Below are 12,398 nucleotides of genomic sequence, written 5' to 3'. Positions count from 1 at the left end.
TCGTCCTGGCCTCGTACTGGCCCTGTACCGGCCTCGTAGTGTCCTCGCGCCGGCCTCGCACAGGCGTTGTGAATGCCGCGCATATTCGATCCTTTGTGCGCTTCCACTGATTCATATTCAGTTACACAAGGGGAGATTCTCGGCATCCCGGGATGGTGAGTGAGTCAAATCCGTTCCCAGAGCGGTCAGTTGTGGTGCTGAATGGGAGTACGGGGATACGCGACGGCGTGCGCCCGGCACAACAGAAGGGGCGCACGTCACTGGCGGCTGAGAGGGGTTTGTTCGTGCCAGCTTTCCCGCACAGCACCACAACGACATCCACACCGACGGCGATCGCAGTCCCGCCGCAGCTCGCTCTCCCGGTGATCGAGGCCGTGTTTCCCAGGCAGTTGCACGCCTATTGGCCCCAACTCCAGGAGAAGACCCGCGGCTGGCTGCTGGATAAGCGGCTCATGCCGGCCGACAAGGTCGAGGAACACGCGGACGGCCTGTGCTACACCGACCTCATGGCGGGGTACTACATCGGCGCCCCGGACGAGGTGCTCCAGGCGATAGCGGACTACAGCGCGTGGTTCTTCGTCTGGGACGACCGTCATGACCGCTGCGTCGTCCACGGCCGGCCCGCCGCCTGGCGGAGGCTGCGCAGTGCGCTGCACACGGCTCTGGACTCCCCCCGGGAGCATCTGCACCACCGGGACGCCCTGGTCGCGGGGTTGGCGGACAGCGTGCTGCGGTTCTACTCGTTCCTGTCGCCGACGTGGAACGCCCGCTTCGCCCGGCACTTCCACGCGGTGATCGAGGCGTACGACCGGGAGTTCCACAACCGCACCGAGGGCGTGGTGCCCACGGTCGAGGAGTACCTCGCGCTGCGCCGGCTCACCTTCGCGCACTGGATCTGGACCGACCTGCTGGAGCCGAGCGCCGGCCGCGAACTCCCGGACGCCGTCCGGAAGAACCCCGCCTACCGGCGCCCGGCACTGCTCAGCCAGGAATTCGCCGCCTGGTACAACGACCTGTGCTCGCTGCCCAAGGAACTGGCGGGCGACGAGGTGCACAATCTGGGGATCAGTCTCGTCAAACATGGCGGACTGACCCTGGAGGAGGCGGTGAGGGAAATGCGCCGGCGCATCGAGGAGTGCGTTTCCGAATTCCTCGTCGCCGAACAGGAGGGATTACGTTTCGCCGACGGCCTCGCGGACGGCACGGTGCGGGGAAAGGAACTGAGCACCGCCGTAAGGGACTGCCTCGGCAATATGCGGAACTGGTTCAGTGCCGTCTACTGGTTCCACCACGAGTCCGGCCGTTACATGGTCGACAGCTGGGACGACCGGTCCACGCCCCCGTATGTCGACAACGAAGCGGCAGGTGAGAAATGACCGTCGAGTCGGTGAATCCCGAGGCCCGGCAGAAAACGGAGGAACCGCACGAGCCGCCGGTGGCCGGAGGGGCGGTGCCGCTTCTCGGCCACAGTCTGAAACTGGCCCGCGATCCCCTGGCCTTCATGTGCCGGCTGCGCGACCACGGCGACGTCGTCCGCCTCCGGCTCGGCCCCAAGACGGTGTACGCCGTCACCACCCCCGCCCTCACCGGAGCGGTGGCCCTGAACCCCGACTACATCATCTCCGGCCCGCTGTGGGAGACCCTGGAGAGCCTGCTCGGCAAGGAGGGCGTGGCCACCGCCAACGGCCCCCTGCACCGCCGCCAGCGCCGCACCATTCAGCCCGCCTTCCGGCGCGACGCCATCCCCGCCTACGGTCCGGTCATGGAGGAGGAGGCGCACGCGCTGACCGAGCGCTGGAGCTCCGGCCGGCCGGTCGACTGCACCTCGGAGGCATTCCGGATCGCCGTGCGCGTCTCGGCCCGCTGCCTGCTGCGCGGCCCGTACATGGACGAGCGCGCCGAGCGCCTGGGCGGCGCGCTCTCCACCGTCTTCCGCGGCATGTACCGGCGGATGGTCCTGCCGCTCGGGCCGCTGTACCGGCTGCCGCTGCCGGCCAACCGCGCATTCGACCGCGCGCTGGCCGATCTGCATCGCCTCGTCGACGAGATCATCGCCGAACGCCGGGCGTCCGGGCAAAATCCGGACGATTTGCTGACGGCATTGCTGACGGCCGAGGACGACAATGGCGAGCCCATCGGGGAGCAGGAGATCCACGATCAGGTGGTCGCGATACTCACCGCCGGCGGTGAAACGGTGGCCACCACGATCATGTGGCTGCTGCAGACACTCGCGAATCACCCGGAACACGCGGACCGGATCCGCGCCGAGACCGAATCCGTGACCGGTGGCAGGCCGGTCGCATTCGGCGACATCCGCAGGCTCACGCACACCAACAATGTCATTGTGGAAACGATGCGTTTGCGGCCCTCCGTATGGATATTGACGCGGCGGGCGGTCACCGACACCGAACTCGGTGGCCGGCATATTCCCGCCGGGGCGGACATCATCTACAGTCCGTACGCCGTCCAGCGCGATCCGCGATCGTACCCGGACCACCTGGAGTTCGATCCCGACCGCTGGCTTCCGCAGCGGGCCGAGGACGTACCGAAACACGCCATGAGCCCGTTCGGCGTGGGCAACCGCAAGTGCCCCGCCGACCACTTCTCCATGGCGCTGCTGAGCCTCTTCACGGCGGCGGTGGCGACGAGGTTCCGCCTGGAGCAGGTCGCCGGGTCGGACGACTCGCCCCGGATCGGCATCACCCTGCGCCCGCGCAGGCTGCTGGTGCGGCCGGTGCCGAGGTGAGGCGAGCGGGAACGCACCGCGCGTTCAGGCGGCCCGCGGGCCCCTGAACGCGCGCCGGTAGGAGTTCGGGGTGGTGCCCAGCGCGCGGACGAACTGGTGCCGCAGCGCCGCCGCCGTCCCGAACCCCGTCCGGTCCGCGCAGGCCCAGGAGGACCGGGAGCCCCACGAAGCCCGCGAGGCTCAGAAGTCCTCGTCCAGGTCGACGGTGCCCTCCACCGCCACCTGGTACGCCGACGGGCGCCGCTCGAAGAAGTTGGTCAGCTCCTGAACGCCCTGGAGCTCCATGAAGGAGAAGGGGTTCTCCGAGCCGTACACCGGAGCGAAGCCGAGGCGCGTCAGGCGCTGGTCGGCGACGCACTCCAGGTACTGCCGCATGGAGTCGGTGTTCATCCCCGGGAGGCCGTCACCGCACAGGTCGCGCGCGAACTGCAGCTCGGCCTCGACGGCCTCCCCCAGCATGTCGGTGACCTGCCGCCGCAGCTCGTCGTCGAAGAGGTCCGGCTCCTCCTTGCGGACGGTGTCCACCACGTCGAAGGCGAACGACATGTGCATCGTCTCGTCCCGGAACACCCAGTTGGTGCCGGTGGCCAGCCCGTGCAGCAGGCCCCGGCTGCGGAACCAGTACACGTAGGCGAAGGCGCCGTAGAAGAACAGGCCCTCGATGCACGCGGCGAAGCAGATCAGGTTGAGCAGGAAGCGCCGGCGGTCCGCCTTCGTCTCCAGCCGGTCCAGCTTCTCCACCGAGTCCATCCACGTGAAGCAGAACTCGGCCTTCTCCCGGATGGAGGGGATGTTCTCCACCGCGGCGAAGGCTGCGGCGCGGTCGTCGGGGTCGGGGAGGTAGGTGTCCAGCAGCGTCAGGTAGAACTGGACGTGCACCGCCTCCTCGAACAGCTGCCGGCTCAGGTACAGCCGCGCCTCGGGGGAGTTGATGTGCTTGTAGAGGGTCAGCACCAGGTTGTTGGCGACGATCGAGTCGCCGGTGGCGAAGAACGCGACCAGCCGGCCGATGAGGTGCTGCTCGCCCGGCGTCAGCTTCGCGAGGTCGGCCACGTCCGAGTGGAGGTCGACCTCCTCCACGGTCCAGGTGTTCTTGATGGCGTCCCGGTAGCGCTCGTAGAAGTCCGGGTAGCGCATGGGGCGCAGGGTCAGCTCGAAGCCGGGGTCGAGGAGGTTCCGGGGGCGGGTGGTGCTGGTCATCACTGGCAGGCCTCGCAGGACTCGGGGTTTTCCAGGGAGCAGGCGACGGCGTCCGGTTCGGTCGCCTGCGGTACGGGGGCGGTGGCGCGGTTCTGCGCCCGGGCCGCGCGGGCGATCCGGGTGGCCGGGCGGGAGCGCAGGTAGTACGTCGTCTTCAGACCCTGCTTCCACGCGTACGCGTACATCGAGGAGAGCTTGCCGATGGTCGGCGTCTCCAGGAACAGGTTCAGGGACTGCGACTGGTCCAGGAACGCGGTGCGGGCCGCCGCCATGTCGATCAGGCCGCGCTGCGGGATCTCCCACGCCGTGCGGTACAGCTTCCGCACGTCCTCGGGGATCCAGGTGAAGTCCTGTACCGAGCCGTTGGCCTCGCGCAGCGCCTCCCGGGTCCGGGCGTCCCAGACGCCGAGCTCCTTCAGGTCCGCCACCAGATAGGAGTTGACCTGCAGGAACTCCCCGGACAGCGTCTCGCGCTTGAACAGGTTGGAGACCTGCGGCTCGATGCACTCGTACGCGCCCGCGATCGAGGCGATGGTGGCGGTCGGGGCGATGGCGAGCAGCAGCGCGTTGCGCATGCCGACCGCCGCGACGCGCTCGCGCAGGGCCGCCCAGCGCTCGGGCCAGGTGAACTCGACGCCGTAGTGGTCGGGGTGCAGCACACCCCGGGCCGTACGGGTCTTCTCCCAGGCAGGGAGCGGGCCACTGCGTTCGGCGAGGTCGGCGGAGGCCTCGTACGCGGCGAGCATGATCCGCTCGGCGACACGGGTGGACAGGGCCTTCGCCTCCGGGGAGTCGAAGGGCAGCCGCAGCTTGAAGAACACGTCCTGCAGGCCCATGGCACCCAGGCCCACCGGGCGCCACCGGGCGTTGGACCGGGCCGCCTGCCCGGTCGGGTAGAAGTTGATGTCGACCACGCGGTCCAGGAAGGTGACGGCGGTGCGGACCGCCTCGTCCAGCCGCTCCCAGTCGATGTCCCCGTCGCCGACGAACGCGCCGAGGTTCACCGAGCCCAGGTTGCAGACCGCCGTCTCGCCGTCGTCGGTGACCTCCAGGATCTCCGTGCACAGGTTGGAGGAGTGCACGACATGGCCCGCGGTCGCCGTCTGGTTCGCCGTCCGGTTGGCGGCGTCCTTGAAGGTCATCCAGCCGTTGCCGGTCTGTGCGAGGGTGCGCATCATGCGGCCGTACAGGTCGCGGGCCGGCATGGTCTTCCTCGCCAGGCCCTTCGCCTCCGCCGCGCGGTAGGCGGCGTCGAACTCCTCGCCCCACAGGTCGGTCAGCTCCGGCACGTCCGAGGGGGAGAACAGCGACCACCGCTCGTCGGCGTTCACCCGGCGCATGAACTCGTCCGGGACCCAGTGCGCGAGGTTCAGGTTGTGCGTCCGGCGGGCGTCCTCACCGGTGTTGTCCCGCAGTTCCAAAAACTCCTCGATGTCCGAGTGCCAGGTCTCCAGGTAGACCGCCGCCGCGCCCTTGCGCCGGCCGCCCTGGTTCACGGCGGCCACCGAGGCGTCCAGGGTCTTCAGGAACGGCACGATGCCGTTGGAGTGCCCGTTGGTGCCGCGGATCAGCGAACCGCGCGAGCGGATGCGGGAGTAGGCGATGCCGATGCCGCCGGCGTGCTTGGACAGGCGGGCGACCTGGTGGTAGCGCTCGTAGATCGAGTCCAGCTCGTCCTTGGGGGAGTCCAGAAGGTAGCAGGACGACATCTGGGGGTGCCGGGTGCCGGAGTTGAACAGCGTGGGGGAGGAGGGCAGGTAGTCGAGGCGGCTCATCAGCCCGTACAGCGCCGCGACTTCGTCGAGGGAGCGCACGCTGTCGTCCTCGGCGAGGCCGCTCGCCACCCGCAGCATGAAGTGCTGGGGCGTCTCGATCACCTTGCGGGTGATCGGGTGCCGCAGCAGGTAGCGGCTGTGCAGGGTGCGCAGGCCGAAGTAGCCGAAGCGGTCGTCGGCGGCCGGGTCGACCAGTGCGTCCAGGCGCTCGCCGTGCACGCCCGCGAACGCGGCGGTCCGGTCGGCGATCAGGCCCTCGCGGTGGCCGACGGCGATGGACCCGGTGAACGACGTGACGCCCTGGGAGGCGGCCTCGGCGCGGATGCCGAGGGTCAGCAGCCGGGCGGCCAGCCGCGAGTAGGCGGGGTCCTCGGAGATGAGCCCGGCGGCCGCCTCCGTGGCCAGCTCGTGCAGTTCGGCCTCGTCGGCCCGCGCCGACCGGCCGCGCAGCGCGGCGGCGGCGACCCGGCCGGGATCGGCGTCGGGAAGGTCGGCGGTCAGCTCGGTCAGGATCCGCAGCAGTGCGGCGCCGGGACTGTCGGGCTCCGGGGCCGCTGCTGAGGCGGGGTCGGCTGGCGCGATGGTCACGTGGGGTCTCCCTCGCTCGGCACGGGGCCTCACCGAGGGCAGGGGCAGCACACGAGCGCACGCGGCGTCGCGTCCACCGGCCCATTCCGCGAGGCCCGGACGTCAGGGCACCCGGACCGGACGGCCGGGCGCACTGTCGGCAGGTCCTCGGACTGACGCACGTACACGGCCATGCGGGCATACGTGTACGAGTACACCGTTGCGGGACAGTTCCGGATTCGCACCGGATTCCCCTGCGACGACAGCGAGCATGAGCATACATGTTGTGCCGGGCGGGGGAGACACCCCCAGATGTTGTGCCGAGTCGGCGTCAGACAGACGGCTCGGCCGGACGGCTCGGCCGGGCGACTCGGCGTCAGCTGGGCGTCAGCTCAGGGTCAGTTCGTAGGCGAGCAGGGAGATGTCGTCGAGGTGCGGCAGCGGGTTCCAGTCCCGCTCGGGCGCGCGGACGAAGCCCAGGCGTTCGTAGATCCGGTGGGCCGCGTGCATGGAGCTCTGGGTCGACAGCACCACGCGCACACAGCCGTCCGTGGCCCGTGCCCGGTCCAGGCAGGCGCGTACGAGTGCCTCGCCGGCGCCCCGGCCGCGTGCCGCGTGCGCGACCGCGAGCATCCGTATCTCGGCCTCGCCCGGACCGGAGATGTCGGCCATGAGGCCCTGGGTGGGCACGAAGGTCACGCCGCCGAGCACCTTCCCGTCCGCCACGGCCACCAGCACCTCGGCGGCGGCCGCCCGCTTGGCCACGTCGCGCAGCTCGCCGAGGTACGCGTCGCTCTCCCCGAAGTCGAGGAGCCCGTCCTGGAGATAGGCCTGGGCGGTGATCTCCCCGAGGGTGTCGTATTCGCCGGGCTCGACCGGCCGGATCGCGATGTCCACGGGGGTGAGTGTGCCGCACGGGTACGACAACGGGCCGCCGGTTTTCCTCCGGCGGCCCGTTGCCGCATCACGCCCCAGGGCGCGGAAAGGGTCATCTGCGCGGGTATCACGCTGCTCCGGGATGTCCGGGGCGTTCGACGTGCGGCGACTCCGTCCCCTCGCGGATCACCGCCGAGCACGTGGGCCACAAGGTGTTCGCCCCGTCACGAGGCCCTTACTCCTGCGGACGCTTGAGGCGGGCCACGAACTTGTAGCGGTCCCCGCGGTACACCGACCGTACCCACTCCACCGGCCGGCCCTCCCGGTCCACCGAGTGCCGGGAGAGCAGCAGCATCGGCAGGCCCACGTCGGTGCCGAGCAGGCCCGCCTCGCGCGGAGTGGCCAGCGAGGTCTCGATGGTCTCCTCGGCCTCGGCGAGACGGACGTCGTAGACCTCGGCGAGGGCGGTGTAGAGGGAGGTGTACTTCACCAGGCTGCGGCGCAGCGCCGGGAAGCGCTTGGCCGACAGGTGCGTGGTCTCGATGGCCATGGGCTCGCCGTTGGCCATGCGCAGCCGCTCGATGCGCAACACGCGTCCGCCGGCGGTGATGTCGAGCAGGTCCGCGAGCCGGTCGTCGGCGGTGATGTAGCCGATGTCGAGGAGCTGCGAGGTCGGCTCCAGACCCTGGGCGCGCATGTCCTCGGTGTAGGAGGTGAGGTGCAGCGCCTGGGAGACCTTCGGCTTGGCGACGAAGGTACCCTTGCCCTGGATGCGCTCCAGCCGGCCCTCGACGACGAGTTCCTGCAGGGCCTGCCGTACGGTCGTGCGGGAGGTGTCGAACTCGGCCGCCAGCGTCCGCTCGGGCGGCACCGGCGTACCCGGCGCCTGGGTCTCGGTCATGTCGAGCAGGTGCTTCTTCAGGCGGTAGTACTTGGGCACGCGCGCGGTACGGACACTCGTCCCACCCTCGTTCTCCGCACTGCTGACGTCGGTGCTCATGCTCTGCCTTTCCGGCTCCTGTGCCGAAGCGACCGACATCCATCGGCCACGGCTCACATCGTGGCACGGCTTGGTGCGCGGTGGTCACCCGCACGCTCCGTGATCTCCTCTGTATACCGTCGTGACCGCGCTTGGTCTAGTCCATCTCTCGGTGCGGGCCCGGTGGTCCACGTCGGCGGACACGCCGCGGACGGGGAGCGGCCGCCGGTGGTCCAGCAGGGGGCGGGCGCGTCCGTTTGGCCGGGTGAGCAATGAAAGGTCCCTGCATATCGCGGTCCCGTAACGGCCTTCTTGAGCCTGCTTGCACGCTCTTGACAGCCCTATTGGTCTGGGCCAAGCTCCAGCTACTGGTCTACACCATTGGTCCAGTCCCGGCCCCACGGGCGGTGATGCGCCGACGCTCGTATGTCGCTCAGCCGCGGGGAGGCAGGGGGGTTTGTGGCATCCCTGAGGAGGGTGGCGTGAAGCGCAAGCTGGTTGCCGCGATCGGTATCGCGGGCATGATGGTCTCCATCGCGGCGTGCGGGAGTGACAACAAGGACGGAGGCTCCGGCAAGGGCGGCGCCGACGCCAAGGAGCTGACCGTCTGGCTCACCGTGGACGCGCAGAACAACTGGCCGGAACTGGTCAAGGCCGCCGACGACGCGGTGACGAAGAAGCACCCGGGCCTGAAGATCAAGCACGAGTACTACGGCTGGCCGGACAAGAACACCAAGCTGGACGCCGTTCTCGCCACCGACAAGGCCCCCGACGTGGTCGAGATGGGCAACACCGAGATGCTCGGCTACATGGTCAAGGGCGCCTTCGCCCCCGTCGACCCGGCGAAGTTCAGCGGCTCCGAGGCCTGGCTGGACGGTCTGAAGGCCTCGGTGACCTACGACGGCAAGACCTACGGCGTCCCGTACTACGCGGGCGGCCGGGTCGCCAACTGGCGCAAGGACGTGTTCGCCGCGGCCGGCGTGAAGTCCGCGCCGAAGACCTACCAGGAACTCACGGCCGGCCTGGACAAGGTCCAGAAGAAGCAGGGGGACAAGTTCAGCGCCTGGTACCAGCCCACGCGCGACTGGTACGCGGCCATGTCCTTCGTCTACGACGCCGGCGGCTCCATTGCCAAGGAGGAGGGCGGCCAGTGGAAGGCCGATCTCTCCTCGCCCGAGTCCCTCAAGGGGCTCAACGAGTTCAGGAACGTCGTCGGCAAGTACATGCACGGCGACAGGACCAAGGATGAGTCGGACCGTCACATCGTCTACGGCCAGGGCAAGTCCGGCATGATCTTCGGCGCTGCCTGGGAGGGCGCGGCCTCGGCCGCCCCGGAGAACGACAAGACCGGCAAGCTCAAGGACAACAACGAGAACTTCGTGATGCCCGGACCGTCCGGCAAGAACATGCCGGTCTTCCTGGGCGGCTCCGACCTCGCCATCCCGGTGAAGTCCAAGGCACAGGCGCTCGCCGCCGAGTGGATCGACGCCTTCACCGGCCCCTCGGGCCAGAAGGGGCTGATGGGCAAGGGCAACCTGCCCAACAACAAGACCGACCTCGCGACACTGAAGAACGACCCCGCGACGGCCGTCCCGGCCACCGCGGCCGAGTCCAACTGGTTCGTCCCGATGGCCCCCGGCTGGGGCCAGGTCGAGAAGGCCCAGGTGCTGCAGACCATGTTGCAGAACATCGGCACCGGCAAGAAGTCGGTCGAGGCGGCAGCCAAGGAGGCGGACGCCGCGATCGACAAGGTGATCAACACCAAGTGACCGGAGCGCAGGGCCCTGCCACCGCCGCGGGGCCCTGCTTCTCGTACGACCGTGCGCCGGCCCGTCCGCGCACGGTCGTGCGGGGCTTCGCCTTCGTACGACCTGAGGGACCGCTGAGGAGCGCGCGATGAGTGCCGCAGACACGACCACCCCTGCCAAGGTGCCGCCACCGCGGCAGGCACCGCCACCAGCCGTCCCCGACCGGCCGCGCGGACAGCGCACCTCCGGCGGGGCCGCGACCCCCTGGCTGCTGCTCGCGCCCTGCCTGCTGGTGCTGACCCTGGTCATGGCGTATCCGCTGGCGCGCCTGGTCACCCTGTCCTTCCAGAAGTTCGGTCAGTCGCAGCTGTGGGGCTTCCAGTCGGCCGAGTGGGTCGGGTTCGCCAACTTCACCGGTGTGCTGGACGACGGCGAGTTCTGGGCGGTCGTTCTGCGCACGATCGTCTTCGCCGTCGGCTGCGTGGCCTTCACCATGGTCGCCGGCATGGCGATCGCACTGCTGCTGCAGCGGGTCTCGGCCTGGCTCAAGGTCCTGATCAACATCGTGCTGGTGGCCAGCTGGGGCATGCCCGTCATCGTGGCCACCACCGTCTTCAAGTGGCTCTTCGACTCCGACTACGGCGTCTTCAACGCGCTGCTCAGCCGGCTGCCCGGGGTCGAGATGGTCGGCCACAACTGGTTTGCGAGCGGGCCCGAGGGCCTGGCCGTGATCATGCTCCTTGTGGTGTGGGGCGCCGTGCCCTTCGTGGCCATCACGCTCGGCGCGGGCCTGACCCAGGTGCCCAAGGAGCTGGAGGAGGCCGCGCGGCTGGACGGCGCGGGCGCCTGGGGCGTCTTCCGCCATGTCACCCTGCCGATCCTCAAGCCGATCATCGTGATGCTCACCACCCTGTCGGTGATCTGGGACATGGGCGTCTTCCCGCAGGTGTTCGTGATGCGGGGCGGCCACCCCGAGGCGGAGTTCCAGGTCCTCAACACCTACTCCTACGACCGCGCCTTCGTGGTCAACGACTACGCGCAGGGCTCGGCGATCGCCCTGGTCACGGTGGGGCTGCTGCTCGGCGTGGTCGCCGTCTACATGCGCCAGATGCTGAAGATAGGAGAAGTCGAATGAGCGGGACGAGTACCCTCGCAGCTCCCCGCCGCCGGAGGGCGAGGCTCGGCTGGGACATGCTCGGCCTGCTCGTCCTCGTCACCGCCGGCTTCCCCCTTTACTGGATGCTCAACACGGCGTTCAAGCCGGCCAAGGACGCCATCGACCCCGATCCGAGCCTGCTGCCCACGGGGCTCACCCTGTCGAACTTCCGCCGGGCGCTGGACATCGCCGACTTCTGGGGTTCGGTCGGCCGCAGCCTGGTCGTGTCGCTGTCGGTGGTGGCGATCGGCATGGTCGTCGGCATGTTGGCCGCGCTCGCCATCTCCCGCTTCGCCTTCCGCGGCCGCAAGGTCGTGATCGTGGGCATCCTGGCGGTCCAGATGGTGCCGCTGGTGGCCATGATCATCCCGGTCTTCCTGCTGCTGAACGACCTGAAGCAGTACGACAAGCTCACCGGTCTGATCATCACCTACCTAACCTTCATCCTCCCCTTCACCGTGTGGATGCTGCGCGGTTTCATCGTCAACATCCCCCGGGAGCTGGAGGAGGCCGCCATGGTCGACGGCTGCTCCCGCACCGGGGCGTTCGTCCGGGTCGTCTTCCCACTGCTGGCCCCCGGCCTGGTCGCCACCTCGGTCTACGGTTTCATCCAGGCCTGGAACGAGTACCTGTACGCCCTGATGCTGCTCAGCCAGGAGCGTCAGACCGCGACCGTCTGGCTCGCCAACTTCACCACCAAGCACGGCACCGAATACGCCCCGATGATGGCCGGCGCCACGATGATGGCCGTACCGATCGTCGTCCTGTTCCTGCTCGTCCAGCGCAAGATGGCCGCGGGTCTGACCGCGGGCGCCGTGAAGGGATAACGCCACCCGATGACGACAATCGCCAGCGGAACCGACACGCTCACCCGCGACGCGCTGACCGTCCTCCAGCCCGGCTTCACCGGGACCACGCCCCCCGACTGGCTGCTGCGCCGCCTCGGCGAGGGCCTGGCCTCGGTCGGCCTGTTCGGCCGCAACATCGCCTCACCCGGGCAACTGGCCGCACTGACCGCGCGGTTGCGCGAGGAACGGGACGACGTCCTGGTCGCCATCGACGAGGAGGGCGGCGACGTCACCCGCCTGGAGGTGCGCACCGGCTCCAGCTTCCCCGGCAACCACGCGCTCGGCGCGGTGGACGACGTGGAGCTGACCCGGAGCGCGGCCCTGGAGCTCGGCCGGCGGCTCGCGGAGTGCGGCGTCAACCTCAACTGGGCGCCGTCCGCCGACGTCAACTCCAATCCTCGCAACCCGGTCATCGGGGTCCGCTCCTTCGGCGCCGATCCCGGGCTGGTCGCCCGGCACACCGCCGCCTACGTGGCCGGCCTGCAGTCCGCGGGCGTCGCCGC

10 protein-coding genes, 1 pseudogene and 1 riboswitch are annotated in these 12,398 nt (G+C 69.4%); of the genes and pseudogenes, 6 read left to right on the top strand and 5 right to left on the bottom strand.

Annotated features, from left to right (window positions below):
* Positions 1-284 precede the first annotated feature (284 nt).
* On the top strand, positions 285-1,376 hold the full coding sequence (gene cyc1, locus C1I97_RS02535) for an epi-isozizaene synthase (protein WP_111001604.1): 1,092 nt from the start codon (positions 285-287) through the stop codon (positions 1,374-1,376).
* Entirely contained in the window at positions 1,373-2,746 is a 1,374-nt protein-coding gene (locus C1I97_RS02530; RefSeq protein ID WP_111001581.1) for a bifunctional albaflavenone monooxygenase/terpene synthase, read from the top strand. The genes cyc1 and C1I97_RS02530 overlap by 4 nt, the downstream gene beginning before the upstream one ends.
* Before the next feature lie 24 nt (positions 2,747-2,770).
* Here C1I97_RS02530 and C1I97_RS40960 read toward each other — a convergent pair.
* The 5 genes and pseudogenes from C1I97_RS40960 to C1I97_RS02505 all read right to left on the bottom strand — a co-directional run.
* Positions 2,771-2,884, bottom strand: a pseudogene (locus tag C1I97_RS40960) (AraC family transcriptional regulator); the annotation flags it as partial.
* A 42-nt stretch (positions 2,885-2,926) separates the two neighbouring features.
* The gene (locus C1I97_RS02520; protein ID WP_111001580.1) at positions 2,927-3,946 is read right to left on the bottom strand and encodes a ribonucleotide-diphosphate reductase subunit beta; all 1,020 of its coding nucleotides are present in this window, start codon (positions 3,944-3,946) and stop codon (positions 2,927-2,929) included.
* Positions 3,946-6,309, bottom strand: coding sequence for a ribonucleoside-diphosphate reductase subunit alpha (locus C1I97_RS02515; RefSeq protein WP_111001579.1), 2,364 nt, complete (start codon positions 6,307-6,309; stop codon positions 3,946-3,948). Before C1I97_RS02515 ends, C1I97_RS02520 begins: the two co-directional genes overlap by 1 nt.
* Positions 6,310-6,430: 121 nt before the next feature.
* Positions 6,431-6,567, bottom strand: a riboswitch (cobalamin riboswitch).
* Between the two features lie 108 nt (positions 6,568-6,675).
* A complete protein-coding gene (locus tag C1I97_RS02510) occupies positions 6,676-7,185 on the bottom strand; it encodes a GNAT family N-acetyltransferase (protein WP_111001603.1) in 510 nt (169 codons plus the stop codon).
* Positions 7,186-7,399: 214 nt separating this feature from the next.
* The gene (locus C1I97_RS02505) at positions 7,400-8,164 is read right to left on the bottom strand and encodes a GntR family transcriptional regulator (protein WP_111001578.1); all 765 of its coding nucleotides are present in this window, start codon (positions 8,162-8,164) and stop codon (positions 7,400-7,402) included.
* A 461-nt stretch (positions 8,165-8,625) separates the two neighbouring features.
* Here C1I97_RS02505 and C1I97_RS02500 point away from each other — a divergent pair, with 461 nt between their 5' ends.
* The 4 genes from C1I97_RS02500 to C1I97_RS02485 all read left to right on the top strand — a co-directional run.
* Positions 8,626-9,912, top strand: coding sequence for an extracellular solute-binding protein (locus C1I97_RS02500; protein WP_111001577.1), 1,287 nt, complete (start codon positions 8,626-8,628; stop codon positions 9,910-9,912).
* Positions 9,913-10,039: 127 nt separating this feature from the next.
* Positions 10,040-11,026 carry a carbohydrate ABC transporter permease gene (locus C1I97_RS02495; protein ID WP_111001576.1) on the top strand — a complete coding sequence of 329 codons (987 nt, stop codon included), beginning with the start codon at positions 10,040-10,042 and terminating at the stop codon, positions 11,024-11,026.
* Complete coding sequence (locus tag C1I97_RS02490) at positions 11,023-11,874, top strand: carbohydrate ABC transporter permease (protein WP_111001575.1); 852 nt, start codon at positions 11,023-11,025, stop codon at positions 11,872-11,874. Before C1I97_RS02495 ends, C1I97_RS02490 begins: the two co-directional genes overlap by 4 nt.
* 9 nt (positions 11,875-11,883) lie before the next feature.
* A partial coding sequence (locus tag C1I97_RS02485) for a glycoside hydrolase family 3 N-terminal domain-containing protein (RefSeq protein ID WP_146608139.1) occupies positions 11,884-12,398 on the top strand: 515 nt, incomplete at its 3' end.

Source organism: Streptomyces sp. NTH33 (assembly GCF_003236365.1).
Taxonomy (GTDB): Bacteria; Actinomycetota; Actinomycetes; order Streptomycetales; family Streptomycetaceae; genus Streptomyces.
The sequence above is the reverse complement of the archived record's forward strand: the minus strand, read 5'-3'. Positions and strand labels throughout refer to the sequence as shown.